The following is a 26379-nucleotide window of genomic DNA, read 5'->3' as shown; positions in this document are numbered from 1 at the left end:
ATCAACGCCTGGTAAATATCTCAAACAAATCGCATGCCACCGAACGGCTGTGCTGCCTTTAGCGCTTGGAAGCCGCCTTCATAAAACGCGCGATTTTCTTGTCTGCCGGACGCAACGGGATGCATTTTTCTTCGAGCAAAGAGAGGAAACTCCGCTTGCCGGCAGCTTCGTCTGTAACTTCATATTCCAGCTCGTAATCTTCCACCCCTAAGTATTCCGAATGGTCCAGTACGAGAAGGCCGCCTTCGTAAGCAGCTTCTGCACGATGGGTCGTTAAAGAACCGATAAGCACCAATTCGGACGGGGACACCCCGAGCCGTTCGAGCTCAGCGGAAACATCCGGGGCATCGAATCGCTCCAAGTCCAGGATGGCGGACGCCTGTTGTTCGTCCAAGCTATCGGTCGTTTCGTAATTTCCGGAAGCGGCCGGTGTTTTAAGTGTGCATTCAAAACGGCTGCCAATGCTGCGCAGGCGAAGGGCCGCCTTTTGGTCGCGCAGCTGGAAATCCGCTGTGTCGAAATAATGGTTGGTCTGGCTGATCGGGGAGGTATTTTGCTCCGCCAATAATTTGCTATACTCTTCTTTTGTCAGCATGTTCTTGAATTCAATTTCAAGTTCTTTTGTCATTTGTTCACCTCATTAATCGCGCTTTTGCAATACTGTTTCCTTTTCTATAGGAAAGAAGCGGCATTTCAAAAGCGCGGTGGGTCAACCGGCGAGGAGCGGGAATTTCATGCTCACGCCGATTGCTCTTGGAATAGCCGTTAATTCATTATCGGATAGTTGGGTGCAATCTGCAACGCAGAGCATTGCTGTGGTAAAATAACGGTATGAAGAATCAGCCCTGTGCTGGGCTTAATGGATAGTGAAATGGGCAAAGCAGTGAGGAGGGCCAGACATGGGGCAATGGAATCGTTTTTTGGCGCCGTATAAACAGGCGGTCGACGAGATGAAAGTGAAATTTAAAGGCATGCGCAAGCAATTTGAAACGAATAACACGAATTCACCGATTGAGTTCGTTACCGGGCGCGTCAAGCCGCTGGCGAGCATTTATGACAAGACCTTGGAAAAAGGGCTATTATTTGAACCGTCGGAAGAATTGGCCCGCAATTTGCAGGACATCGCCGGGTTGCGGATGATGTGCCAATTCGTTGGAGATATCGAAACCGTCGTGGAGCTGTTGCGCCAGCGCAACGATTTGCGCATCGTTGAAGAAAAGGATTATATTTCGCATGAAAAGCAAAGCGGCTATCGTTCGTATCATGTCATCGTCGAGTATCCGGTACAAACCATCGACGGCGAGCAGCTGATCCTAGCGGAAATCCAGATCCGCACCTTGGCGATGAATTTCTGGGCGTCGATTGAGCATTCCTTGAATTATAAGTATAAAGGCGTCTTCCCTGAGGAGATCAAACTCCGGCTGCAGCGTGCGGCGGAAGCGGCATTCCAGCTCGACGAGGAAATGACGCAGATCAGGGATGAAATCCAGGAAGCGCAAGCATATTTCAGCGAATACAAAGAATCTCCGGGAACACGATTTCCGGCGGATGCGGAAGGAGGTCGAAAGGATACATGAAATTTTATATCATATCGAGAAGTGATGATCTGTCCAATCGATTGATGAAAGAGGCCCGTGAATATCTAGAGGATTTCGGCATGGAATGGAACGAGGAATCCCCGCAGATCGTCTTATCGATCGGCGGGGACGGTACTTTGCTCCATGCATTCCATAAGTACAGCGACCGTTTGGATGCTGTCGCATTTGTTGGAATCCATACAGGCCACTTAGGGTTTTATGCGGACTGGAAGCCGATCGAGATCGAGAAGCTCGTCTTGGCAATCGCGAAAAAGGAATTTGAAGTCATTGAATATCCTTTATTGGAAGTGACGGTGCATTACCGAAGTGACCAGGAATCTTCCACTTATTTGGCTTTGAACGAATCGACCGTGAAATCCCCGGACGTCACGCTTGTGATGGATGTCTTCCTGAACGACAGCCATTTTGAACGGTTCCGCGGAGACGGCTTGTGCATGTCGACTCCTTCAGGAAGCACGGCGTATAATAAAGCGCTCGGCGGGGCGATCATCCATCCGTCTTTGCCGGCGATGCAATTGACCGAGATGGCTTCAATCAACAACCGGGTGTTCCGGACTGTCGGGTCACCGCTTGTGTTGCCGTCCCATCACCGCTGCACTTTACTTCCGGTGAAGGCGCCGGATTTCATGGTGACGATCGACCATCTTCAATTGCTGCATAAAGATGTCGAATCGATCGAGTATCGGGTGGCGAAAGAAAAAGTACGCTTCGCCCGTTTCCGTGCATTCCCGTTTTGGCGCCGCGTCCATGACTCATTCATCGACAGCGAACTGTCGGAGGATTGAAAATATGAAAGCATTTCAAGTTGAATTCACTGCAAAAAAGCGCGGCCTGTTACGGGAAGCGCTGCAAAATTATGGGATTTCCAAAAGGACCTTGGCTTCTGTGAAGTATAGCGGAGGCCATTTGCTGGTCAACGGTTCGGAAGTGACGGTCAGGCATCCGCTCGAAGTTGGGGATGCCGTGACCGTTATTTTTCCGATAGAGACACAGGGCAAAGGCTTGACCGCAGAAAACGGGCCGCTTGCCATCGTTTATGAAGACGACGCACTTTTAATTGTCGAAAAGCCGCCAAGGCAAAACACTATCCCGTCACGTGAACAGCCGTTCGGCAGTTTGGCGAATATTGTCGCCGGGCATTTCGAACGTCATGCAATCCCGTCTACATTGCATATTGCGACCCGCCTTGATAAAGACACATCGGGGCTAGTATGCATCGCCAAAAACCGCCATATCCATCATCTGCTCTCCGTACAGCAACAGGAAAAGCGGATGAACCGGCGCTATGAAGCGTTTGTGCACGGCGAAGTGGCTGCTGGAAAATCGGTAATCACCGCCCCAATCGCCCGAAAAGGAACCAGCATCATCGAACGTGAAGTAAGGGAAGACGGCAAATTTGCAGAGACTGAGATAGAGTTAATCCAGTCAATCGGCGGCATCAGCCATGTTCGGCTGAAATTGAATACTGGCAGGACACACCAGATCCGCGTCCATTTATCCCATATCGGGCATCCGCTGCTGGGGGATGATTTATACGGCGGCGGACGCGAGTTGATCGACAGGCAAGCGCTGCATTGTACGGAATTGCAGCTCGATCATCCTGTCTCCGGGGAGCGGCTGGCATTTACATCTGCGCTTGCCGGTGATATGCGTATACTGATTTAATTATAATGGTGGAAGCGTTCTGGTTGGTAAGCCTGTTTTGACGGCACTTGGCAAATCTCCATTTCTGGAAAACGCAGTGCGGTCAAGGTTCCGCCGAAGACGCAGCCTGTATCGATATTGACGGTGTTATTCTGGAAATGCGGCTTCCTGACCGGAGTATGGCCGTAAACGATCCACGGTTCGCCTTTATAGCGCTTCGCCCAATTGCCGCGCACTGGACGGCCATCGGAATGGTACCTGCCGGTGATTTCGCCGTATAGAGCGAATGTGATCATTTGACGGTTCAATGCCTGACCGATCATATCCTCTCGCAGGCCCGCATGGACGACAATCAACTCATCCCGCAGCTGGTGATAAAGGGGAAGAGCTTCATAAAACTGGAGATAGCGATCCTTGAACTTTTTCTGTTGTTGCTTTTCTAATCCGCGCCATTCGGCAACGGTCATTTCCAAGCCGTGTAAAAGCTCAACGGGATTTCCCTTGAAAAAACGATAGAGTTTGTTGCAATGATTGCCAGGGGAATAATAAAGGATGCCCGCATCTTGCATCGCGAATAATAATTGCAACACCGCGAGGGATTCCGGGCCGCGGTCCATGGCGTCACCGACAAAAGCGAGATGGCGGCCTTCGGGATGAACAGGCAGGCCATTTTCGAAATGGTAGCCGAGTTGTTCGATCAATTCGATCAACTCATTGAAGCATCCGTGGATATCACCGATGACATCATATTTCATATTCTTCAGCTCCTAACTGCCAACTGGTGATTTCAGTGTAACGCATATCGGGAAAAAAGCTGAAACAATTGAAAGGAGGGAGTATACATGATGGACGAAACGAAGATCCGTGACGAGGAACTGAACGAAGAATTGATGCATGAATTATTGCAAAAAGGGGATGTTGAAGCATTCCGAGAAGAATTTTTGTCCCACCATCCATACGACCAAGCAAGCTTTTATGAGAAAGCGGACGAAGAAACGAGGCATTTGCTCTATCAGTATCTCTCTCCGAAAGAAATGGCGGACATTTTTGAAGCCATTGAAGTGGACGATGACGAATACGAAGACCTGTTTAAGGAAATGGATGCTCGCTATGCTGCAGATATCCTGTCTTATATGTATACCGATGATGCAGTCGATGTACTCAATGAATTGAACAAAGACCAAGTCGCCAGCTATTTGACGATCATGGACAAGGAATCTGCCCAGCAGATCAAAGACTTGCTGCATTACGAAGAGTATACGGCGGGCTCCATCATGACGACGGAATTTGTCGCGATCCCGAAAAACTCGACGGTGCGTTCAGCGATGAACATCCTGCGCAATGCCGCACCGAACGCCGAAACGATCTATTACGTTTTTGTTATCGATGAAGATCGAAAATTATCGGGCATCGTGACTTTGCGTGATTTGATCGTTGCGGATGAGGACACCTTGATCGAATCGATCATGAACGATCGTGTCGTCAGTGTCCAGGTAAGTGAAGACCAGGAAGAAGTCGCGCGCATGATCAAAGACTATGACTTTCTCGCATTGCCGGTAGTTGATTTCCAAGACCACCTGCTCGGCATCATCACAGTTGATGACATCATCGACGTGTTGGATGAAGAGGCGTCTGATGACTACTCCAAATTGGCTGCCGTATCCGATATGGATACCTTTGACCGTGGACCGCTGACAGCAGCGAAAAAACGCTTGCCGTGGCTCATCCTGCTGACCTTCCTTGGCATGCTGACAGCGAATTTGATGGGCATGTTCGAAGCGACGCTCGACCAGGTGGCGCTGCTTGCCGTGTTTATTCCCTTGATTGCCGGAATGGCAGGGAATAGCGGCACGCAGGCGCTGGCGGTTGCTGTCCGCGGTATTGCCACGGGTGATATCGAAGAAGAAAGTAAAATGAAGCTGTTGTTCCGCGAGGCGGGGACAGGCTTGATCACGGGCGTCATTTGCGGCATCGTGGTCGTGGGACTGGTTTATTTTTGGAAGTCTGAACTCCTGATTGGAATGTTGGTTGGCACGGCGGTCGCCAGTTCGATTTTTGTCGCGACATTGGCCGGCTCTTTTATCCCGTTATTGATCCACCGGATGAAGATCGACCCTGCCGTAGCGTCTGGGCCGTTCATCACGACTTTGAACGATATCATTTCCATCCTCATTTATTTGGGCTTGGCGACGACATTCCTGACGAATTTATAAGCCGTCAACTGACTAAATGAAGCAATATCCTAGAAAGTGCAATTGCACTTTCTTTTTTTATGGGGTAATATTAGTACCAGGTAATAATATTAGGAGGTATATATATGTCAATTTCATTAAAAGATAAAACATACGTCATCATGGGTGTCGCCAATAAGCGCAGCATTGCATGGGGAATTGCGCGTTCGTTGGACGCAGCTGGAGCAAACTTGATCTTTACATATGCAGGGGAGCGCTTTGAAAAGTCGGTGCGTGATTTGGTCGCGACACTCGATGGCAATCATGAGCAGATCTTGCCGTGTGATGTGACCAGTGATGAAGATGTGGAGAAATGCTTCAACACAATCAAAGAAAGCGCTGGGAAAATTGACGGGCTTGCGCATTGCATCGCGTTCGCGAAAACCGAAGAATTGTCAGGCGACTTTTCCGATACCTCCCGCGACGGCTTTTTGCTCGCGCATAACATCAGCTCGTACTCATTGACAATCGTTTCGAAATACGCAAAACCGTTGATGACAGAAGGCGGTAGCATCGTTGCCTTGACATACATCGGCGGAGAGCGCGTCATGCCGAACTACAATGTCATGGGTGTTGCCAAAGCATCGCTTGAAATGTCTGTCCGTTATTTGGCAGCGGATCTTGGCAAGCACGATATCCGCGTCAATGCGATTTCATCCGGCCCGATTCGTACACTTTCTTCCAAAGGCGTCAGCGACTTCAACTCGATTTTACGTGAAATCGAAGAGAAAGCACCGCTTCGCCGCAATACCACCCCGGAAGAAGTCGGCGACACGGCCGTCTTCCTGTTTAGCAATATGTCCCGCGGCATCACTGGCGAAGTCTTGCACGTCGACAGCGGCTATCACGTATTATAATATTCATGAAAAAACCCTTCCGGAATTCCGGAAGGGTTTTTTATTATAGCGTTTTTTCCATTTGGCGATGCGGAATGCCGGCGTCCATGAATTCTGGAGAGACCACGTCGTAGCCAAGCCGTTCGTAAAACGGGATGGCATGGCTTTGGGAGTTGAGCTGCAAGCGGAAATAGCCGATCGAGCGGGCATATTCCTCGAGCTGTTCCATCATCTCCGCGCCGAAATGATGTCCACGGTATTCAGGCAATACGCAAACGCGTTCGACTTTGCCGACGCCTTGTTCGTATTCGCGGATCCGGGCAGCGGCAATCGGCTGTTCGAGTTCATATCCGATAAAATGAGTGGCGCTGTCGTCATGTTCATCCATTTCCACATGAAGTGCGACGCCTTGCTCATCGACGAAAACTTTCCGGCGGATTTCAAAAGCCTGTTCTTTTTCGAGTTCGGTTTCAACGATTTTCACTTTCTGCAATTAAGCTTCATCTCCTGACAACCGGAATGTGTCGTATACAGTCCACGATCCATCTTCCAATTGGTAGAGCAAGTGGACGCGGTCGATCGTCTCTTCGTGGTCGATGCCAGCCATTTTCAATTGGCCGTACACATCAGCATGCTCCGAATCTGAAAGTTTCTGTGCAATGGTGATGTGGGGCACAAAAGGATGATCCGGCATGCCGCCTAGAAAATCGGAGTGGAGGTCTTCGTGAAGATCCATCAGCTCTTTTGAAGGCTCGATCTTGAAGTACAAAGCGTTCGTCACCGGGGTGAACGTGCTGACGCGCGTCGCATGGATGCGGAAAGGCTTTTGGCGTTTGGCGATATTGCCGAGCTCCTCCGCCATTGCTTTGACTTCAGAGTCATCCGCTTCGAAAGGCCCTTTCAATGTAATATGGGGCGTGATCAACTCGTAATGCGGGTCATAGCGTTTCCGGTAGGAATTCGCCAAGTCTTGTAGTTTTTTTGATGGAAATGCTGCAATACCATATTTCATAATCAATAGACCTCCTCATCTAATAAATGATCTTCTCTTCAATTATATCAAATTGTTCGCTTTGTTTCCTTAAGGCCTACATGCCGAAATTCATCAACAGCGCCCTCTTCAGGTCCGGCTGCCAGTATTTCCATGTATGGTCTCCTTTGAATTCTTCGTAAAAGAGCGAAAACCCTTTATTTTTCATCAACTCATTCAACTCACGGTTCGGCGTGAGAAAGTCGGCGGTTTCCCCGTTGGTCAACTTGACTTCGGTTTCTTCCGAGCCGATGACATGGTAGACCGTGAATGAATTGTTCATCGGAAACTTCTCGACGGCTTCCATCATTTCCGGCCCGACTTTTGGCGACTGGAGAATGACGCGCCCGAAAATATTCGGGTATTTAAGTGCGGCCATCAAGGAAGCGGTGGCTGCGAGTGAATCGCCAATCAATGTCCGGCCCATGCCCACTTGGTAGGTCGGGTATTTTTCGTCTAGATAAGGTGCCAGCTCATGGGCCAGGAAACGCAAGTATGCGCCATGCTGTTCGCCGGTCGGTTCGTATTTCCGGTTGCGGTCTTCTACGCTTTTATAGGGAATGCCGACGAAGATGATGTTTTCGATCTCCTGGTTTTCAAGTAATTCGTCGACGACCCGTGGAACACGGCCAAGCTGGAAATAATCCTTGCCATCCGATGCAATGACGAGGCTGTATTTATAGAGGGGAGAATAATTTGCGGGCAAGTGGACGAGCACCTGCATGTCTTCCCCAAGAGCATCGCTATAAAGCGTGAAATCTTCTACGCTTCCTTTGTTCATGATGTTGCCTCCTTCTAATTCTATTGTACAAAAATTGTAACATATTCCACTATGCAAGGTATAATGGACAGGAAGACAAATCCAAATAGAGAGAGGGGATGGCAACATGGATGGAGGACATTTCCGTGTGCATTCAGAAGAAGTGAATAAAGCGACGCATGATGCTTTGGAAAGAAGAGGCGTCACGAAAGAAGATATCGCGAAAATCGTGTTGGAAATGCAATTGCCTTTTAATGAAGGATTGACATTGGCCCATTGCGTCGAGTCGGTCGAAAGCGTCTTGCGCAAACGGGAAATGCAGCATGCCCTGTTGGTTGGCATTGAACTCGATGAACTGGCTGAACAAGGGAAGTTATCCCAACCGCTTCAGCAGATCGTCGGTTCGGATGAAGGCTTGTTCGGAGTCGATGAAATGATCGGCCTCGGAGCAGTGCTCACGTACGGCAGCATCGCCGTGACGACGTTTGGCCATTTGGACAAAAACAAGACCGGCATCATCCATAAACTCGATACGAAATACGGCGAGCATGTCCACACCTTCCTCGACGATCTTGTAGCAAGCATCGCAGCGTGTGCCTCGGCCCGCATCGCACACCGCACGCGCGATTTGGAAGAGGAAGGCAGAAGCTTCGAAGACCTCACTCCTGAAGAGACGACGCCGGAAACTCATGTGCCTGGAGCAGAAATATAAAAAAAGGGTTTTATTGCCAGAAATTTGGTTTGAAACCGATTCCATTTGAAAAAATTAAATTGACAGATGGACAGAAAGTCATGGTATTATGAAGGATGAAAGAAACTATAGATAAAGGGAGGCCGATTTATGTTAAACAAAAAGTTTGGATTCTACGCGACTGTCGCTTTGGCCGGATCCGTATTCCTAGCAGGCTGTGGAGACGATGCAGCAAATGAAGGAGAAGGCGGCGGAGCAGCTGAGCCGGAATTCATCAGTGTATTGACTGGTGGAACAACGGGAACTTACTACCCGCTTGGTGGAGCGATGGCGACGATCATCGAAAATGAGACAGGCATCGATACGACTGCCGAAGTGTCCCAAGCATCTGCAGCCAATATGACATCACTTGCTGATGGCACGGGCGAAATCGCTTTTGTGCAGACAGACACGGCTTTCTACGCATCTGAAGGTTCGAACATGTTCGAAGGGGAAGTCATCGACAGCGTCTCTGCAATCGGTGCTCTATACCCAGAAACAATCCAGATCGTCACGACTGAAGGATCTGGCATCACTGCGTTTGAAGACTTGGCAGGCAAATCGGTATCCGTCGGTGCACCTGGTTCAGGTACGTATATCAACGCTGAGCAATTGCTTGAAATCCATGGCATGACAATGGATGATGTAGACGCACAGAACTTGGACTTTGGCGAGTCGCAGGAAAGCTTGCAATCCGGACAAATCGATGCAGCATTCATCACAGCTGGAACGCCAACAGGCGCGGTTGAAAGCTTGAGTGCAACATCAGATGTCAATATTGTCCCAGTAGCAGCGGAAAAAGCAGCGGAATTGATCGAGAAATATCCGTACTATGCAGAAGATGTCGTCCCATCTGGCACTTACGGGTTGACTGAAGACGTTCCAACGGTTTCCGTTCTTGCGATGCTTGTTGTGCAGAACGATATCTCTGAAGACACAGTCTACGATATTACAAAAGCGATTTATGAAAACACAGATCAAATCCAACACGCTAAAGCAGAATTCATCAAGGCGGAAACAGCTCTAGATGGCATCGGGATTGATATCCATCCTGGCGCTCAGCGTTACTTCGATGAAGTAAACCAATAAGAACTGGTCAAAATAACTGACGATAAAGCGCAAGCTTTATCGTCGTTATTTATTTTTTGTCGCTAGGGGGATCATCTTGCAGAATAAAAGAATTCTCAAAGTCCTTCTTATATTAATCATCCTCATCCTTATCTGCTCCGCACTTTTCTTCATCCCATATCAGAAAAACTTCATCTTCATCGATTCGGAAACAAACGAGATTGCAGCGCGTGTTCCAGTTATAGAAGACCGCTTTAAGATCCGCTATACGCATTCGATCCATCTATCGGATGTGATCGAAAGTTACCGCCTTGATGATGAGGGGCAATTGGTGATGACGGAACTTGAGTACGAAGATTTCAATATCGGCATGCCGTCGAATGCAGGAGAAGGGGAGCGCTTTGTCGAAAAAGACGGGAAATACTTTATTAAGGATATGAAGCGGAAGCTGCCCGAATTCCGGTTGCTAGTCGGGGACGTGGACGCGGAACTCGCTTTCCTGTTCGCAGGGAAAGAACTCGATTTGAAAAAGAGTTTGGAAAGAGGCAAGATCTACACATTCCGTGCCAAGCGCCTATCCATTTATCAGCAATTAGAAGGAGTGAACATCTATGAGTGATAAATTATCGCCAGAAGAAAGAGAAAAGAAAAAGCTTCCGCCAGAAGACGAAAGCCATTTTTCAGAGGAGCAGCAAAAAGAGCTTCTCCAGAAGTACGATCCTGAGTCGAATACACGCGATTTGTCAGGCATAATCAAACATGTTGTGTTTTTTGGGCTTTTGGCCTTTTCACTGTTTCAATTATATACAGCCATCTTCGGCCAATACACAGCGTACATCCAGCGTTCTGTCCACTTAGGATTCGCATTGTCACTCATTTTCATCCTATTCCCGCTGCGCCGCCGGAAAGGCGCGCGCCATAAAGTGGCCTGGTACGATTACATATTCGCCTTATTGTCTATCGGAGTCGGTGCATATTGGCCGATTATGTACGATGATTTGGTCTTCCGCATCGGCCGCGTAACGGAACTGGATTTGATCGTCGGGATCTTAGCGGTCATTTTAACGCTTGAAGCAACACGGCGGGCCGTTGGGATGCCGATTACAGTCATTGGCATACTGTTTTTGACTTATGGTTTCTTCGGGCCTTATTTCCCGGGATTCATGCGCCACCGCGGTCAAGACCTGGAATCTTTGATTCAATTGATGTTTTATACAACGGACGGGATTCTCGGTACCCCGATCGGTGTTTCTGCAACATTCATCTTTACGTTCCTTTTATTTGGTTCGTTCCTGGTCAAAACAGGCGTGGGCCAGTATTTCAATGACCTTGCTGTGTCGCTGGCAGGTAACTTGACCGGTGGGCCCGCAAAAGTAGCGATTTTCTCCTCTGCCTTGCAAGGAACTATTTCGGGGAGTTCGGTCGCAAACGTTGTTACATCCGGGTCTTACACGATCCCGATGATGAAAAAGCTTGGATATAAGAAAGAATTTGCTGGCGGCGTTGAGGCAGCGGCTTCGACAGGCGGTCAGTTAATGCCACCGATCATGGGGGCCGCAGCGTTCCTGATGGTCGAATTCATTGGCGGTGTCACCTATTGGGAAATCGCCAAAGCGGCAGCCATCCCGGCGCTTCTTTACTTCACGGGCGTTTGGATCATGACGCATTTTGAAGCGAAACGCATCGGCTTGAAAGGCCTGTCGCCGGAAGAAATGCCCGATCGCAAAGAAGTATTGAAAAAAATCTACCTATTGACGCCGATCCTTGCAATCATCGTGTTCTTGTTAATCGGAATTCCGACGATGCAAGCGGCTTTATACGGGATTTTGCTGACAATCTTCGTCAGTGCCTTCAATAAAGAAACCCGCCTTGGCTTTAAAGACATCATCCATGCACTTGTGGATGGTGCGAGAACTGCACTTGCGGTCGCAGCAGCGACAGCAACAGCAGGAATCATAGTCGGGGTGGTCGTAAAAACCGGCTTGGGCTTGTCCTTGGCAAACGGGCTCGTTTCCGCATCCGGCGGGAACGTCCTCTTGACATTGTTCTTCACCATGCTTGCAGCAATCGTGCTCGGTATGGGATCGCCGACAACGGCTAACTATGTCATCACGTCCACCATTGCCGCTCCTGCCATCATTACTTTGCTGATGGTCGACGAGCCGGCTGGCGCAGCTGTTCCGATCGTCGTTGCATTGTCTGCGCATTTGTTCGTCTTCTATTTCGGAATCATTGCAGATATCACACCGCCGGTCGCGCTTGCTGCGTTCGCAGCTTCCGGGATTTCCGGCGGGGAGCCGATACGGACCGGGTTCAATGCGGCGAAGCTTGCTATTGCGGCATTCATCATTCCGTATATGTTCGTCTTGTCTCCAGAACTGTTAATGATCGATACCACCTGGACACAATTGATCTGGGTGTTGATCACCGCGATCACTGGTATGATCGCTATCGGGGCCGGTTTGATCGGCTATTGGTACCGCAAGCTCAATTGGCTTGAGCGGATTATCACGTTCGTCACAGGGATCGCCTTGATCTATCCGGAAGGTTTCACAGATCTCATCGGGGCGGCTGTCTTTATCGTCTTGTTCGTAATTCAATGGATGTCGAGAGACAAAAAGACAAGTAAAGCTCAAACTGCATAGAAAAAAAGATGGAAGCCCGCGGACTTCCATCTTTTTTTGTTTGCAACAATAATATTAAAAAACCACCAGCCGGAAAACCGGCTGGTGGTTTGTGCAGCGCGTAGCATGCATATGATGATTCCTACTGGGCTCGAACCAGCGACCTCTACCCTGTCAAGGTAGCGCTCTCCCAGCTGAGCTAAGGAATCGCAATCTCAAGGACATTTATTATTATATATGCCAGTTTGAAAAAAGACAATAGTTTTTGTAAAAAAACTTTCAGCTTTTTAAAACCGGCATTATTGTTTAGCTTTCCAAGAACAAGCTCCATTCGATTGTCGTGCGGTTGCCGATCACAGACCAGCATTCCAATGCAGCACCTGTCCCTTCTAGCGGATTGAACTCCAGCGCCAACCTGGCAAACAACGGGCCCCAAAATGGAGCGGGAACATTGTCGATGAGTGGAATATGCGGCTGCCACTGTGCATTAGCGCCATTCGGAAATTCGTGTGCTGCCAATTTCAGCGAGCTGTAAAGTTCGTTTAGTGTTTCATTCGGAAGGACCTGCAGATAAAATCGGGCACCTTCTTTAGAAAATCCGATATTACTGGCATGAAAAGAAGGGGGCTCGATATTTTTTGCGATCGGTTCCAGTGCTGCCTTCAAATGAAGCGGGTCGGTATTTTCATAAGCCAGCAGCGGGACATGCGGCAGTTGCAACGCCAGTTTGGAATTCGGCTGGCGGAGCTGTCTTTGAAGGCTTTCAATCATTTTAGAGCTGCGGTAATCAAGGCGCAGGACAAGCAATTGCATCGTATTCCTCCTCTGGTTACTGGCCGGAACTGCGGAAACCAGCATCTTTTGCTTGCTGCTCTGTGCAGAACCATTGTTCGGGATTGGTTTCTTCATATGAAGGGGAGCCCGGCAAGTGATAGATTTTATTGCCACTCCGGTTAATATTGCCTTTGATGCGGCAGTCTCCATCGATATCCGGGGCGTCAGTTTCAGTTTGCTGGTAAGCATCCTCATTGAATCCGCGGTCCGTTGAATAATTTTCATATTCCCATATACCGATTTCGGCATCTTTCGCTTCAGATTCGGCAGCACGGAATTCATCGACATAGCGAGTGTTCGGCGGGAAGACATAGGCGACGCGAGCGAAGCCTTCTTCAAGTAACTGTTCCTGTACGCTTTCCCCATCAGCGTAAAAATACGCGAGCAGGCGGTCATAGTCGTCGAAACGGTCGCCGACATCGAATTCGATTTCGATTTGCTGTGCCTGTTCGATCAGTTCGCGGTTGCGCTCGGTCGCTTCTGGGCCGAGTGGCTGCTCGCCGAACCTCGGGTGATTCGTTTCCGGCGTGTCGACCAACAAATAACGGACCGTGGTCTCTTTGCCGTCATAGATGATTTTCACCGTGTCCCCGTCGATGACCTCAGTGACTTCCACAGCCGTCCTGTCAGTGGAGCTTCCGGTATCGGTAGCTCCAAGTAGATTGCATCCAGACAACAACAGCAGGCTGATCAATAATAAGATGAATGATTTCATGGCAACCCCTGCTTTCTATCTCGAATTATAGCGAAAACAACTGCAGCCGACAATAAAACTTCCGGATTCCATAAAAAAGCGCTTGCTCCGCATGAGGCCGGATCAAGCGCTGCTATGTACTTGCGAAATAGTTGAACATCTTTATTGCTCTAAAGTGTTTGCTGCATCCTCAAAGTATAAAAGGCTGTCCTCGTTGATTGTTTCGAGTCTTTCTTTGTCGACGCCCATTTCCAATGTTCCCGTAAAGATCGGCTCCCACCAGTTTTTCTGTTCATTCATGATGATTCCTCCTAGTTTTCCGAATGTAATTGTTTGACTATTCTATACCCCGGAAGGTTACACTTATAAACAATGAAACTCAAAAAGGGGCGATGGTTTTGATAGCGATTGGAATTATTGGTGCCGGCATTGTCGGGGAGCGCATCATTAAGCAAATTTTACAAGACGATGCCGCGCAGGTCGAAGCGGTTTATGACACGGACAGGAATCGTCTAAACTATATTAAAGAACAATACGATGTAGCCGTCACCAATTCCTTGGACGAACTGTTTCAGGCTGATATTGATTGGGTGTACATCGGCACGCCCCCAAACAGCCATGCAGAGCTTGCAGAAACTGCAGCAAGAAGGGGCCTGCATGTATTATGCGAAAAGCCGCTTGCCCATGACGAACAGGCAGCGCAGGCCATGGCGGAGTCCGCGACGAATAACCGAATCCACACCGCCATGCATTTTCCGTTGATGTATTCGCCGATCGTCCGCGATATGGCAGTGCGCATCAAAAGCGGAGACATCGGAAAAGTCCGCCGCATTGAGTTGCATACCGTATTTCCTGAATGGCCGCGTGCGTGGCAGCAAAACCCATGGATTGCCACGAGAGACCAGGGAGGATTTGTGCGGGAAGTCTTTCCTCATTACTTGCAATTAATGCATCGCTTGTTCGGCACATTGGAGATTGCCGCCCACCAAGTGGATTTTCCGGAAGACACCGAAAAATGCGAAACCGGGGTCATCGCCTACGGCAAGACGCAGCAAGGTTCACCGTTTCTGTTGTCCGGCATGAGCGGGGCAGGGCAGAACGAGTTGCTGCAATTTAAAGTGTACGGCGAAGAGGGGGTGCTGACGCTTGAAAATTGGTCGCGTTTGTACCTCGAAGAGCGGGGGAAAACACGTGTAGAAGTGCAAACGGAAAAAACAGTGCATTCCCTATTCGATGAAATGAAAGAGCAATCAACGTTCCTCGTCGGCTTTGACGAAGGACTGGTTGTCCAGCGTTATATTGACCAATTATTGCAATGACCCACAGGAGGTTTTTAATAGTGAATTTTACAGCCAATGATGTAGAAGATATGATAGCCGATCAACGCGGCTATTATTTTACAGGCGTGACCAAGTCGGCGGATTTCCGCATTGCGCAGCTGCAGCGCCTAAAGTCTGCGATTCAAGCTCATGAAGGCGATATTATCGAAGCGTTGCAATTGGACCTTGGAAAAAGCGAGTTTGAAGGATATGCCACGGAAGTGGGCTTTGTACTCGATAGCATCGGCCATATGACAAAGCATCTTGAAGATTGGATGAAGCCTGAGCAAGTTAAAACGCCGATCCATTTGCAACCGGCAAAAAGTTTTATCATCCGTGAACCCTATGGCTCGGTGCTGGTTATCGGTCCGTTCAATTACCCGTTCCAATTAGTCATGGAACCGCTCATCGGTGCCTTGGCATCAGGCAATTGCGCCATCGTCAAACCATCTGAAGCGACACCGAACGTCGCACGCGTCATCCGCACAGTGTTGGAGGAGAGCTTCCAGCCGCATTACGTGAGAGTGGTCGAAGGGGAGCGCGAGGAAGTGACGGCTCTGATCCATGCTTCCTTTGATTATATTTTCTTCACCGGCAGCGTGCCGGTCGGGAAAGTGGTCATGAAAGCGGCATCCGAACGGCTTACCCCGATTACTTTGGAGCTCGGCGGCAAAAGCCCAGCAATCGTCGACCAGACGGCGAACCTGGAGCTTGCGGCAAAACGTATCGCCTGGGGCAAATTCATGAATACCGGACAAACTTGCGTGGCGCCGGATTATCTTTGTGTCCATGAGTCGGTGAAAGAAGACTTTATGAAGATCTTTATCCAGACGATCCGCAAGTTTTATGGAGACAATGCACAGGACAGCCCCGACTACGGACGCATTGTCAACGAAAAACATCATGATAGGCTGACTGACATCATCGAAAAAGAACGTGACCATATCGTTTACGGCGGTGACACTGACCGTGCCGATCGGTACATCGAACCGACCTTGCTCGATGGCATACAATGGGACAGCCCATCGATGGAAGATGAATTGTTCGGGCCGGTCTTGCCAGTCATCACCTATAACGATTTGCCGCAATTGCTGCGGGACATCCGGCGTTTACCGAAGCCGCTTGCTGCCTATCTGTTTTCCGAGAATGACCGGGCTATCCGGTTCTTCCTGGACCAATTGCCATTCGGCGGAGGGTGCATCAACGATACCGTCTCGCACGTCGGCAGCCATTACTTGCCGTTCGGTGGTGTCGGGCCATCCGGCATGAACTCCTATCACGGCAAAGCAAGTTTTGAAACCTTTACACACGCCAAATCGATCGTCAAGAAGTCCACAAAATTGTCGACCAATTTGACGTATCCCCCTTATAAAAACCGGGCGAAATGGATCCGGACAGTATTGAAGTAGAAAGCGGCCTTTAGGTCGCTTTTTTCTTTTTGAACCTGCTATGATTAAGAAAAATGGGGGTGCGCAGATGACGGAACGCATATTGATTGTGGAAGATGAAAAAAGTATCGCCCGCGTCCTGGAGCTGGAACTGAAATTCGAAGGTTATGAGACCGCGGTCGCTTTGACCGGTTCCGAAGCCCTGATTCATTTCAGGGAACAGGAATGGGATCTGGTGCTGCTCGATTTGATGCTGCCGGAAATCCATGGGCTTGATGTCCTGAAACGGATCCGTGCATCTGATGCCAAGTTGCCGGTCATTTTGCTGACCGCCAAAAATGATGTCAAAGACAAAGTGGCTGGGCTTGACCTTGGTGCCAATGACTACGTGACTAAACCATTTGAAATCGAGGAGCTGCTTGCCAGAATCCGCGCCAACTTAAGGGTGAAAAATCCAGTGGATGAAAATTTGCACCGTTTTGAAGAGCTCACGCTTAACGAAAGCACACGGGAAGTCGTAAGAGCGGGGCGGCAGATCGAATTGACCCCTCGTGAATTCGATCTGCTATTGTATCTCATGCGCCATCCGAAGCAAGTGCTGGGCCGTGAACAATTGTTGAATGCAGTATGGGGCTATGATTATTACGGCGACACGAATGTCATCGATGTCTATATCCGTTATTTGCGCAAAAAGATCGACTTCGGGGAAGATGCCACTTACTTGCAGACCGTGCGGGGCGTCGGGTATGTCTTGAAGGAGCAGCCTCATGAAGCTCAAGCATAAAATCCACTTGTCCTCGACTTTGTTGATGTTCTTCGTGCTGCTGATCCTGGCAGTTGTCATTTACTATTCCTTCAGCAACCTGGCTTATGAAACGGAAGTCGAACGGCTAGAAGCTGAAGTGGGAGTGATGGTCGCGACATTCAATGCCAACAGTAGCGAAGAAACACCGGATAATATCTTGCGTGCCTATGTGCCGGTGGACGGCTTGATCAAAGAGAAAAACCGAAGCAGCGGCTTGCTGAATACAATTATCCAGGATCCATCCGTCAGTGTAGAATTTCCAAATGATGTCGCAGACACATCCGGACATATGGCTGTTGAAGGAGAACAATTTGCCTACGTTACGGCTCCTGTGATCTGGCCTGGCGGTGAAGTGGTGGAATTGATCGTTGCCCAGTCGCTCAGGGAAGTGACAGCAAACCTCGCGACTTTGCGTTTAGTGCTCATCTCCGTCACGCTGCTCTCGATGATCCCGATTTTTCTCTCGAGTGCATTACTAGGGCGCGTGTTGACCCGCCCGATCGAAGGGCTTACCGGGACGATGCGGCGCATCCAGCGCGACGGCTCTTTCGAGAAGCTGCCTGTCGCGGGAGAATCGCGGGATGAATTGAGCCAAATGGGTGTCACCTTCAATGAAATGATCGGTTTATTGGAAGAAAACTACCGCAAGCAGGAAGAGTTTGTTTCAAATGCCTCCCATGAATTGAAAACGCCGCTGACGGTCATTTCTAGCTATGCTGATTTATTGCAGCGCAGGGGTGCACAGGACCCGGCACTGCAGGATGAAGCCTTGACTGCGATACGTGCAGAAACAGAGCGCATGCGCCAGCTGATTGAACAATTATTGCATATCGCGAGGCGCAGCCAAGCCCAAATGGATTGGCAAAAAACGGATCTGGAACCGGTGCTGAGACAAGTCATGACAGCAATGAACGCATCCTATGACAGGGAGTTCCGCCTGCAGTCCGAACAGCCGCTGATTGTCGAAACTGATGTCCAACAACTCAAGCAATTGCTCTATATCTTGCTCGACAATGCCCGCAAATATAGTGAAGACAGCATTGATCTGGAGGCGGGGACAGACGGTGCGGTATACATCAAAATCCGTGATTACGGCGTCGGCATCCCGAAAGAATCGTTGCCTCATGTGTTTGAACGCTTTTACCGCGTCGACAAGGCGAGAAGCCGCGAGACTGGCGGATTTGGGCTTGGCCTTTCGCTCGCCAAAGAATTGGCTGATTCTCTTCATCTTCGTCTCGAGATCGACAGCATTGAACAATTGGGGACAACGGTAACAATCGTTTTCTCAGAGAATTTTAATGTTGGAGAGTTACAATCAGGACAGGAGGGATGATCATGCGAAAATGGTGGGCTATCGGTATAATCGTCATCGTATTTTCCGTCGCTGCACTGGCCTTTTTCCTGTTTCCGAGAACGGCTGCTGATTCCGTGACAATGGATGAAGCGGCGCAATCGATTGAACAGCTTTACGGCGGTTCGATTGAAAATGCTACTGAAACAGAAGGGTTTTACCAGATCGAATTCAAACGGGACGATGGAACGTATTTAGCGGCCATCAACCGCGCCGATGGACAAGTCGAATCACTTGAATTGCTGGAGAAAACCGGCCCTGCAAAAGCACTTTCTGAAGATCAAGCAAGCGAAGCGGCCACAGCAGCAGAGTCAGGTGAAATAAAAGAAATCCAATATATAGAATCGGATAATCGTTACGAAGTGGAAATCCATAGCGAGACGGAACGGAAAATCTTGGCCATTTCCGCAGAAACCGGGGAAGTGCTGGATGTCCAAACAGAAGCGCTGGAAACTCCGGCTGAGCCTGAACCGGATTCAGCGCCCGCTCAACAAGAACCGGAACGCATCATCAGCCAGGATGGGGCAATCGCTATCGCAAAAGAGACTTTGAATGGAACAGTTGACGAAGTCGAATTTGTCCAGACCACAGATGGCGGCTATTATTTGGTTGAAATGGATGATGACGCATCCGACCGGGAAGCGACGATTCAAATCCATGCGATTCGTGGAGAGACGATGACCGTGGAATGGGATGATTAAGAAGAGTTGAACGAATGCCGTTTTCACGGAATCGGGGCTGATGGGAAATCAGCTATGATTCGAATTGAAAACGGTTTTCTTTTGAATAGATTGCGCTGAATCTGCCTGTTCTCATGAATTTCTCATCTTAGTCTAAGCGCAGCTTAAGCTTCGCTGGTTATATTCAAAGTAACAACAGAACAGGAGGAGATTAAGATGAAAAAATTGATCTATGTTTCAGCAGCGGCAGGAATTTTGGCATTCGGTGGGATTGTTCTTGCAGATACAGATGACACCGGAGCGGAGTTGGAGGCGCAAAACGTCCAAGGGGAAAAGCTATTCGAGGATTCAGAAGACCGCTCTAATGGGCAATCGGCAGATGACGCTGTGACGGCAGAAGCTAGCGCCAAAGAACAATCCGGAACAAATGGCCAAGCGTTCATCGGAAAACAGCAAGCGATCGAAGCAGCACAAAGCGCAGCTCCAGGAAAAGTGGAAGAGGTAGAGCGTGAGAATGATGACGGCTGGGTGTATTACGAAGTGGAGCTTGAAGATGGAAAAACCGATTACGATGTCATTGTGGATGCAGCAGATGGGACCGTGGTGTCGGTAGAGTCCGATGACGACAAAGATGACGACCAAGATGATGACAATGATAGCCGCTATGATGACGACGATGAAGATGAGGACGATAATGATTGATATAAGACCTGAAAAAACCTCTCGCCTGATTCTTAGGGCGGGAGGTTTTAAGGTTTTCATTGCTCAGGCAATAGCGGCAAAGTAACGATGACGCATGCACCTTGATCTTCCGTGCTGTCGATCGCCAAGCTGCCGCCATGTTCTTGCGTGATTTTCTGGGAAATCAATAAGCCGAGGCCGGTTCCTGTCGCTTTTGTCGTGTAGAATGGTTCGAATACACGTTCCGCCAGTTGAGGAGGAATGCCGGGGCCATCGTCTTTGAAATGGACCTTCAGCTTGTCCACATCGCGATTGGCGATGATTCTCAAGGTGCCGCCGTCTTCCATCGCTTCGATTGCGTTCTTCAATAAGTTAATGAACACTTGCTTTAAGTGATGCTCTTCGCCCTCCGCGATAAATGGGCCTGGGACTTCCGCTTTAACCGAAATATCATGGAGTACGAATTCCGGCCCGAACAGGAAAATGCATTCGTCGAGAATTTTCCCGATATCGAGTTGTTTCTTTTGAGGCGCTTGCGGTTTTGCAAGGATCAGGAATTCGCTGATGATCAGATTGATGCGGTCGAGTTCCGATTGCATCAATGACGTGTAACTCGGATAGCGGTGGTTCGGGTCATTATGCATCATTTGGACAAAGCCTGAAATGACCGTCATCGGGTTGCGGATTTCATGTGCTACTCCGGCGGCAATTTCACCTGCCATCTTGAGTTTTTCCGTTTGCAACAGCATCCGTTCGGTTTCCTTCCGATAGCTGATGTCGCGGGAAATGACCGAGGTCGCGATGACTTGCCCCTGTGAATCAAAAATCGGGGAGAGCGTGATTTGAGCAGGGAAACGCGTGCCGTCTTTTTTGACATCGTCCGTTTCGAGCGTAAAACTTTCGCCTTGCCGGACTTGTTCGGCACGCAACTCCGCTGCTTCTGCATGTTCCGGAGGATAAAGCGCAAGAACTTTTCCGAGGCATTCCTCTGCTGTCCAGCCGTATAATTGAACAAACGCAGGATTGATCGCAATGATGCGCCCTTCGAAATCAAATACGGCGATCGCGTCTTTGGCCGCTTGGAAGAACAAGTCGAGATAACCTTCTTTTGAAGTGAGCGCTTTTTCCATCGACGCATTGCGAAGTTCCAGTTGCCGCCAATAATTGCTGAAATAAAAGCTATGTAAAATTGTCAGCAGCATGACCAGACTGAAAAACATCACCATCGAAACATGGATATACTCCAAGGAACCGCTCGTTTGAAAGCGGCCGAAGACAAATGTTAAAAGAGCCACTTCGATGATGGTCAAGACCGACAAGGAAATAATGGACCGGGTATCGTTATAAAGCGAAGCGGCCACGATTGGGATGATGAAGTAAATGGCTGTGACAAACGACAGCGATTCGAATTGAAGAATTAAAATATAGACATTTAACGCAAACAATATGGCAAAACGCAACCGAGAAGGGGGCAATTTCGTATATAGTAGAGTGAATAGCACCGAGTAGGCGAGCATGCCGAAGATCGGCGCTATAATGGAAGCGTTGAAGTCGACGAAATAATTCAGAACCAAATGGGACAGGCTGCCGAAGCCGAACAGGTGGATAAATAATTGATTGCGCTTGCGGGTTGTCAGTGAGCGTTCCATAATTGCACCTCATCATGCTAAGAGTCTTATTCATCTTACTATAGTCGGGACTGTGCGAAAATGGCAGTTTTTGATATGATTAAAAAATCAGGGAGTGATTAAATTGGCTTTTAACTGGAAAGAACAAGAAACAATCAGCACGTTGGAGAAACTGGTGAACATTCCAAGCCCCTCCGGCTACACGATGCAAGTGATGGATTTCGTCACGGATTTTTTCGACCAGGCAACGATTCCATACATAATCAGCAATAAAGGCGGCGTCATCGCCACGATCAAAGGACAGGACGACAAGCGCCACCGCTTGCTCACGGCACATGTCGATACACTCGGTGCGATGGTGAAAGAAATCAAACCTTCGGGGCGCTTGAAGCTATCGCTTGTCGGAGGATTCAAATTCAATGCCATCGAAGGCGAGAATTGCCTCATCCATACAGCCGGCGGCGAAACGATCACCGGCACGATCCTGCTTCATCAGACAACTGTCCATGTGTACCGTGATTCCGGTACAGCGGAGCGTTCGGCAGACAATATGGAAGTGCGCTTGGATATCAAATGCGATTCCGCAGAAGATGTCCGCAAACAGGGCATCGAAGTGGGCGATTTTGTTTCATTCGACCCGCGCTTCACGAAAACGGAAAGCGGATTTATCAAATCGCGCCATCTGGATGATAAGGCGAGCACGGCACTATTGCTGGAATTGGCAAAGCAAGCTGCAAACGGTGAAACCTTGCCTCAGACAACCCATTTCTACATCTCCAATAATGAAGAAATCGGCTATGGCGGCAATTCCAATATTCCGCTGGAGACCGAAGAATACATTGCTGTCGATATGGGGGCGATTGGGGATGGCCAGGCTTCAGATGAATTCACGGTCTCCATTTGCGCAAAAGATTCAAGCGGGCCTTACCATTACGGGCTAACACGCCAATTGATCGCATTAGCGAAAGAGCAGGAGATCGATTACAAAGTGGATATTTATCCGTATTATGGATCCGATGCTTCGGCAGCAATCGGGGCAGGCGCTGATGTGAAACACGCGTTGTTCGGTCCTGGAATCGAAGCGTCCCATGCGTATGAACGAACGCATACCGATTCATTGAAAGCGACAGCAGCGCTTCTTCATGCGTATATCAACTCACCGCTCGGGTCATAATACTAGGAGGATTTCAGATGGACAGCAAGCAACTATTTTTAAATATTCCAATTTCATCCATAAAAGGAGAATTGCCGCAATCCATTTCCCATATGACAATGGATTCCCGGGACATTGTCCAAGGCTCTCTTTTTGTCTGCATTAAAGGCTATACCGTGGACGGCCACGACTTCGCTGAACAAGCGGTGATGCAGGGCGCATCGGTCATATTGGCTGAAAAACCGCTGGCTATAGAAAGGGCAACGGTCATCACGGTAGCCGATACGAGCCGTGCGCTCGGCATGTTGGCGGCACGTTTTTACGGCCATCCTTCCCAAAAGTTGAATATGATCGGCGTGACAGGGACGAACGGCAAGACAAGTGTCGCCGGCATGCTGCACGCGATGCTCATGGAGCTTGGAAAAACCTCGGCTTTAACCGGTACGATCGGCTTTAATTTAAACGGGGAATTGCACCCGTCGGCGAATACGACGAGCGATGCACTGACCACCCAGCAAATGATCAGCCGTGCTTTAGAGGCGGGCAGTTCCCATATGACGATGGAAGTTTCTTCTCATGGCCTCGTATTGGGACGTTTGGCCGGTGTCGAATTCGATACGGCGATTTTCACGAATTTGACGCATGACCATCTGGATTTCCATGGAACGATGGAAGAATATGGCCACGCCAAAGGGCTGCTGTTCTCACAGCTTGGCCAGGATTTGACGCAGAACAAACGGGCGGTGCTGAATGCAGACGATGAATGGTCCGAGAAATTTGCAGCCATGACGCCTTTTCCCGTCTATACCTACGGCTTGGAAAATGAAGCGATGTTCCGTGCAGCCGATATCCGCTTGGAAGCAAGAGGGACGTCTTTTACATTGCTTTGCCCCGAGGGTGAATTTTCAGTTGAGATGAAATTGCTTGGCCATTTCAATGTCTATAACGCACTCGCGGCCATTGCCGCGTTGTCTGCAGAAGGCTATCCGATTGATCAGGTCATCGCCGCACTCGAAGCCATTTCGCCTGTCGAAGGCCGCATGCAAAAAGCGGAAATCGATGCCCCGGTGTCGGTCTTCATCGATTACGCACATACACCGGACGCCATAGAAAAAGCGATTGCCGCTGTGGAGGATTTCAAGACCGGCCGCCTTATCTTTCTGGTCGGCACAGGTGGCAACCGCGACAAGACGAAGCGGCCGATCATGGCAGAAAAAGCGTCGGTCGCAGATTATGTTGTATTGACGACAGACGATCCGCGCTATGAACCATATGACAGCATTTTAAATGACTTGGCAGCGGGCATGCAGCACGACCACTACGCGTGCATCGGCGACCGTGAACAAGCGGTACGCCACGCAGTGCAGCAGGCAGAAGCGGGCGATATTATCATTCTGGCCGGCAAAGGACATGAAGATTACCAGATTATCGAAAATACGAAATATCCGCACAGCGATAAAGAAATAGCAGAACAAGAAGCCCAGCGTAAATTCGGATCATAAATGGAACGGAGAAAAATCGAAGCATTTTTCTCCGTTCATTTTTGCGTTTTTGCCGATGTCGCTTTCTGCGACTTCAGGCGATAGTTCTTGTTTTTTGAACGTCCCTTCTCTAAGATAGAGAGAGGAAATTAAAGGAGCGTATACAATGTCAGACCAATTACAACAAGCAATTGAAAGTAGAAGAACCTTCGCAATTATCTCTCACCCGGATGCCGGGAAAACGACCTTAACCGAGAAACTCTTGCTGTTCGGCGGCGCGATCCGCGATGCCGGGACGGTCAAAGGGAAAAAGACTGGCAAGTTCGCCACATCCGACTGGATGGAAATTGAGAAGCAGCGCGGCATTTCCGTCACTTCGTCCGTCATGCAATTCGATTATTCAGGACACCGCGTCAATATCCTCGACACGCCTGGTCACCAAGATTTCAGTGAAGATACGTACCGTACGTTGATGGCGGTCGACAGTGCCGTCATGATCATCGATGTCGCCAAAGGGATCGAAGCACAGACCGTGAAATTGTTCAAAGTCTGTAAGATGCGTGGCATTCCAATTTTTACATTTATCAACAAAATGGACCGCCAAGGAAAAGAGCCGCTTGAGTTGATGGAAGAGTTGGAAGAAGTGCTAGGCATCCAATCCTACGCAATGAACTGGCCAATCGGCATGGGCAAGGAATTCATGGGAATTTACGATCGCTACAACAAACGCATAGAACCATTCCGCACGGATGGAGACCGTTTCATGGAACTTGATGAAAACGGCCATCTCGCTGGCGAGCATGAAATGACGAAAACTTCCTATTATACACAAGCTCTCGAAGACATCGAGTTATTGGAGGAAGCTGGAAATGAATTTTCCATCGACCGCGTAAAAAAAGGTGAACTGACACCTGTCTTCTTCGGCTCTGCACTTGCCAATTTCGGTGTGGAAACTTTCTTGGAGACGTATCTGCAATTTGCGCCTCAGCCGCAGCCTCGCTTGACGAAACAAGAAGACATCGTGGACCCAGTGGAAACGCCATTTTCAGGATTCGTCTTCAAGATCCAAGCCAATATGAACCCGGCTCACCGAGACCGCATCGCTTTTGTACGTATCGTCTCGGGAAAATTCGACCGCGGCATGAACGTCACCCTATCCAGAACCGGTAAATCGTTCAAGCTATCCCAAACGACACAATTTTTGGCGGATGACCGGGAAATGGTATCCGAAGCCGTCGCCGGCGATATTATCGGCCTGCACGACGTCGGGAATTACCAGATCGGCGATACCATAACGAGCGGCAAAAAGTTCGAATTCGAAGCCTTGCCGCAATTCACCCCGGAATTGTTCATGAAAGTCACGGCGAAAAACGTCATGAAGCAAAAGCATTTCCATAAAGGGATCCTGCAGCTCGTGCAAGAAGGCGCAATCCAGTATTATAAAACGCTACACCTGGAAGAAGTCATTCTCGGTGCGGTCGGGCAGCTTCAGTTTGAAGTGTTCGAGCATCGCATGAAAAACGAATACAATGTCGATGTAAGAATGGAGCCAGTCGGCAATAAAATTGCGCGCTGGATCGAGAACGAAGAAGACGTCAAAGAGTCGATGTCGAGCGGCCGCTCGATGTTGGTTAAAGACCGTTACGACAACTTGGTGTTCTTGTTCGAAAATGATTTTGCAACCCGTTGGTTCCAGGACAAAAATCCGGAAATCCGCTTGTACAGCCTGCTTTAAAAGTGGAATTTTCAACAGCCTGCCTTTTCCGGCAGGCTGTTTTCTTCATTTAGCGAACAAATTTCCGAGATTCGCCGTGGTTTCCATCGAACAGGAAAAACATGGCGTT

The 26379-nt window shown here is 49.1% G+C and carries 27 protein-coding genes and 1 tRNA gene; 18 read left to right on the top strand and 10 right to left on the bottom strand.

Annotated elements, in window-relative coordinates; translation table 11 throughout:
- Window positions 1-58 precede the first annotated feature (58 nt).
- A complete protein-coding gene (locus DFR62_RS02370; RefSeq protein ID WP_121297856.1) occupies window positions 59-628 on the bottom strand; it encodes a CYTH domain-containing protein in 570 nt (189 codons plus the stop codon).
- 271 nt (window positions 629-899) lie between these two features.
- On the opposite strand from DFR62_RS02370, the gene yjbM reads away from it, so the two are divergent.
- From yjbM to DFR62_RS02355, 3 genes are read left to right on the top strand one after another with little or no spacing between them, the layout of a single operon-like run.
- Window positions 900-1577 (top strand): GTP diphosphokinase, encoded by a 678-nt coding sequence (yjbM, locus tag DFR62_RS02365; RefSeq protein ID WP_058383404.1) that lies wholly within the window; start codon window positions 900-902, stop codon window positions 1575-1577.
- Window positions 1574-2383 (top strand): NAD kinase, encoded by an 810-nt coding sequence (locus tag DFR62_RS02360; RefSeq protein WP_121297855.1) that lies wholly within the window; start codon window positions 1574-1576, stop codon window positions 2381-2383. Before yjbM ends, DFR62_RS02360 begins: the two co-directional genes overlap by 4 nt.
- Before the next feature lie 4 nt (window positions 2384-2387).
- Entirely contained in the window at window positions 2388-3263 is an 876-nt protein-coding gene (locus DFR62_RS02355) for an RluA family pseudouridine synthase (RefSeq protein WP_121297854.1), read from the top strand.
- Here DFR62_RS02355 and prpE read toward each other — a convergent pair.
- Window positions 3260-3997: a bis(5'-nucleosyl)-tetraphosphatase PrpE gene (prpE, locus tag DFR62_RS02350; RefSeq protein WP_121297853.1), complete on the bottom strand. Its 738-nt coding sequence runs from the start codon at window positions 3995-3997 to the stop codon at window positions 3260-3262. The two genes, DFR62_RS02355 and prpE, sit on opposite strands and share 4 nt — an antisense overlap.
- A gap of 87 nt (window positions 3998-4084) precedes the next feature.
- Between prpE and mgtE the strand changes: the two genes are divergently transcribed.
- Together mgtE and fabI are read left to right on the top strand one after the other, a co-directional pair.
- Complete coding sequence (mgtE, locus tag DFR62_RS02345; protein WP_121297852.1) at window positions 4085-5455, top strand: magnesium transporter; 1371 nt, start codon at window positions 4085-4087, stop codon at window positions 5453-5455.
- 104 nt (window positions 5456-5559) lie between these two features.
- Window positions 5560-6330, top strand: coding sequence for an enoyl-ACP reductase FabI (gene fabI / locus DFR62_RS02340; protein WP_058383409.1), 771 nt, complete (start codon window positions 5560-5562; stop codon window positions 6328-6330).
- A gap of 43 nt (window positions 6331-6373) precedes the next feature.
- Here the strand turns inward: fabI and DFR62_RS02335 are convergent, their stop codons facing one another.
- The 3 genes from DFR62_RS02335 to DFR62_RS02325 form a co-directional block, all read right to left on the bottom strand.
- Window positions 6374-6802, bottom strand: coding sequence for a GNAT family N-acetyltransferase (locus tag DFR62_RS02335; RefSeq protein WP_058383410.1), 429 nt, complete (start codon window positions 6800-6802; stop codon window positions 6374-6376).
- The gene (locus tag DFR62_RS02330) at window positions 6803-7321 is read right to left on the bottom strand and encodes a YjcG family protein (RefSeq protein ID WP_058383411.1); all 519 of its coding nucleotides are present in this window, start codon (window positions 7319-7321) and stop codon (window positions 6803-6805) included.
- Window positions 7322-7397: 76 nt separating this feature from the next.
- Window positions 7398-8120 carry an alpha/beta hydrolase gene (locus tag DFR62_RS02325; protein ID WP_121297851.1) on the bottom strand — a complete coding sequence of 241 codons (723 nt, stop codon included), beginning with the start codon at window positions 8118-8120 and terminating at the stop codon, window positions 7398-7400.
- Between the two features lie 106 nt (window positions 8121-8226).
- Between DFR62_RS02325 and DFR62_RS02320 the strand changes: the two genes are divergently transcribed.
- From DFR62_RS02320 to DFR62_RS02305, 4 genes are all read left to right on the top strand, one after another.
- Entirely contained in the window at window positions 8227-8811 is a 585-nt protein-coding gene (locus tag DFR62_RS02320; RefSeq protein ID WP_121297850.1) for a phosphatidylglycerophosphatase A family protein, read from the top strand.
- Window positions 8812-8940: 129 nt separating this feature from the next.
- The gene (locus DFR62_RS02315; protein ID WP_121297849.1) at window positions 8941-9918 is read left to right on the top strand and encodes a TAXI family TRAP transporter solute-binding subunit; all 978 of its coding nucleotides are present in this window, start codon (window positions 8941-8943) and stop codon (window positions 9916-9918) included.
- 76 nt (window positions 9919-9994) lie between these two features.
- Window positions 9995-10516, top strand: a complete 522-nt coding sequence (locus DFR62_RS02310; RefSeq protein WP_121297848.1) for a DUF1850 domain-containing protein — start codon at window positions 9995-9997, stop codon at window positions 10514-10516.
- Window positions 10509-12542, top strand: a complete 2034-nt coding sequence (locus DFR62_RS02305) for a TRAP transporter permease (RefSeq protein WP_121297847.1) — start codon at window positions 10509-10511, stop codon at window positions 12540-12542. Before DFR62_RS02310 ends, DFR62_RS02305 begins: the two co-directional genes overlap by 8 nt.
- 115 nt (window positions 12543-12657) lie before the next feature.
- On the opposite strand, the gene DFR62_RS02300 is transcribed toward DFR62_RS02305, so the two are convergent.
- From DFR62_RS02300 to DFR62_RS17325, 4 genes are all read right to left on the bottom strand, one after another.
- A tRNA-Val gene (locus DFR62_RS02300) sits at window positions 12658-12730 on the bottom strand.
- 97 nt (window positions 12731-12827) lie between these two features.
- Window positions 12828-13334 (bottom strand): 2'-5' RNA ligase family protein, encoded by a 507-nt coding sequence (locus DFR62_RS02295; RefSeq protein WP_121297846.1) that lies wholly within the window; start codon window positions 13332-13334, stop codon window positions 12828-12830.
- Window positions 13335-13350: 16 nt separating this feature from the next.
- Window positions 13351-14070 carry a thermonuclease family protein gene (locus tag DFR62_RS02290; RefSeq protein ID WP_121297845.1) on the bottom strand — a complete coding sequence of 240 codons (720 nt, stop codon included), beginning with the start codon at window positions 14068-14070 and terminating at the stop codon, window positions 13351-13353.
- A gap of 141 nt (window positions 14071-14211) precedes the next feature.
- A complete protein-coding gene (locus DFR62_RS17325) occupies window positions 14212-14349 on the bottom strand; it encodes a hypothetical protein (protein ID WP_167456511.1) in 138 nt (45 codons plus the stop codon).
- A gap of 98 nt (window positions 14350-14447) precedes the next feature.
- Here DFR62_RS17325 and DFR62_RS02285 point away from each other — a divergent pair, with 98 nt between their 5' ends.
- The 6 genes from DFR62_RS02285 to DFR62_RS02260 all read left to right on the top strand — a co-directional run bounded on the left by DFR62_RS02285 (window position 14448) and on the right by DFR62_RS02260 (window position 20294).
- Complete coding sequence (locus tag DFR62_RS02285) at window positions 14448-15368, top strand: Gfo/Idh/MocA family protein (protein WP_121297844.1); 921 nt, start codon at window positions 14448-14450, stop codon at window positions 15366-15368.
- 20 nt (window positions 15369-15388) lie between these two features.
- A complete protein-coding gene (locus DFR62_RS02280) occupies window positions 15389-16777 on the top strand; it encodes an aldehyde dehydrogenase (protein WP_121297843.1) in 1389 nt (462 codons plus the stop codon).
- A 67-nt stretch (window positions 16778-16844) separates the two neighbouring features.
- Window positions 16845-17540 carry a response regulator transcription factor gene (locus tag DFR62_RS02275; protein WP_121297842.1) on the top strand — a complete coding sequence of 232 codons (696 nt, stop codon included), beginning with the start codon at window positions 16845-16847 and terminating at the stop codon, window positions 17538-17540.
- Window positions 17524-18894 carry a sensor histidine kinase gene (locus DFR62_RS02270; RefSeq protein ID WP_121297841.1) on the top strand — a complete coding sequence of 457 codons (1371 nt, stop codon included), beginning with the start codon at window positions 17524-17526 and terminating at the stop codon, window positions 18892-18894. The genes DFR62_RS02275 and DFR62_RS02270 overlap by 17 nt, the downstream gene beginning before the upstream one ends.
- Window positions 18895-18896: 2 nt before the next feature.
- A complete protein-coding gene (locus DFR62_RS02265) occupies window positions 18897-19613 on the top strand; it encodes a PepSY domain-containing protein (protein ID WP_158290858.1) in 717 nt (238 codons plus the stop codon).
- Window positions 19614-19808: 195 nt separating this feature from the next.
- Window positions 19809-20294 carry a PepSY domain-containing protein gene (locus tag DFR62_RS02260; protein WP_121297839.1) on the top strand — a complete coding sequence of 162 codons (486 nt, stop codon included), beginning with the start codon at window positions 19809-19811 and terminating at the stop codon, window positions 20292-20294.
- Window positions 20295-20350: 56 nt separating this feature from the next.
- Here DFR62_RS02260 and DFR62_RS02255 read toward each other — a convergent pair whose 3' ends face one another.
- Window positions 20351-21922, bottom strand: coding sequence for an ATP-binding protein (locus DFR62_RS02255; protein ID WP_121297838.1), 1572 nt, complete (start codon window positions 21920-21922; stop codon window positions 20351-20353).
- Window positions 21923-22025: 103 nt separating this feature from the next.
- Here DFR62_RS02255 and DFR62_RS02250 point away from each other — a divergent pair, with 103 nt between their 5' ends.
- The 3 genes from DFR62_RS02250 to DFR62_RS02240 all read left to right on the top strand — a co-directional run bounded on the left by DFR62_RS02250 (window position 22026) and on the right by DFR62_RS02240 (window position 26270).
- On the top strand, window positions 22026-23075 hold the full coding sequence (locus DFR62_RS02250) for a M42 family metallopeptidase (protein WP_121297837.1): 1050 nt from the start codon (window positions 22026-22028) through the stop codon (window positions 23073-23075).
- 17 nt (window positions 23076-23092) lie between these two features.
- The gene (locus DFR62_RS02245) at window positions 23093-24556 is read left to right on the top strand and encodes a UDP-N-acetylmuramoyl-L-alanyl-D-glutamate--2,6-diaminopimelate ligase (RefSeq protein WP_121297836.1); all 1464 of its coding nucleotides are present in this window, start codon (window positions 23093-23095) and stop codon (window positions 24554-24556) included.
- Between the two features lie 145 nt (window positions 24557-24701).
- Window positions 24702-26270 (top strand): peptide chain release factor 3, encoded by a 1569-nt coding sequence (locus DFR62_RS02240; RefSeq protein ID WP_121297835.1) that lies wholly within the window; start codon window positions 24702-24704, stop codon window positions 26268-26270.
- Window positions 26271-26379: the final 109 nt, after the last annotated feature.

Source organism: Planococcus citreus, from assembly GCF_003664125.1.
GTDB lineage: Bacteria > Bacillota > Bacilli > Bacillales_A > Planococcaceae > Planococcus > Planococcus citreus.
The sequence above is the reverse complement of the archived record's forward strand: the minus strand, read 5'-3'. Positions and strand labels throughout refer to the sequence as shown.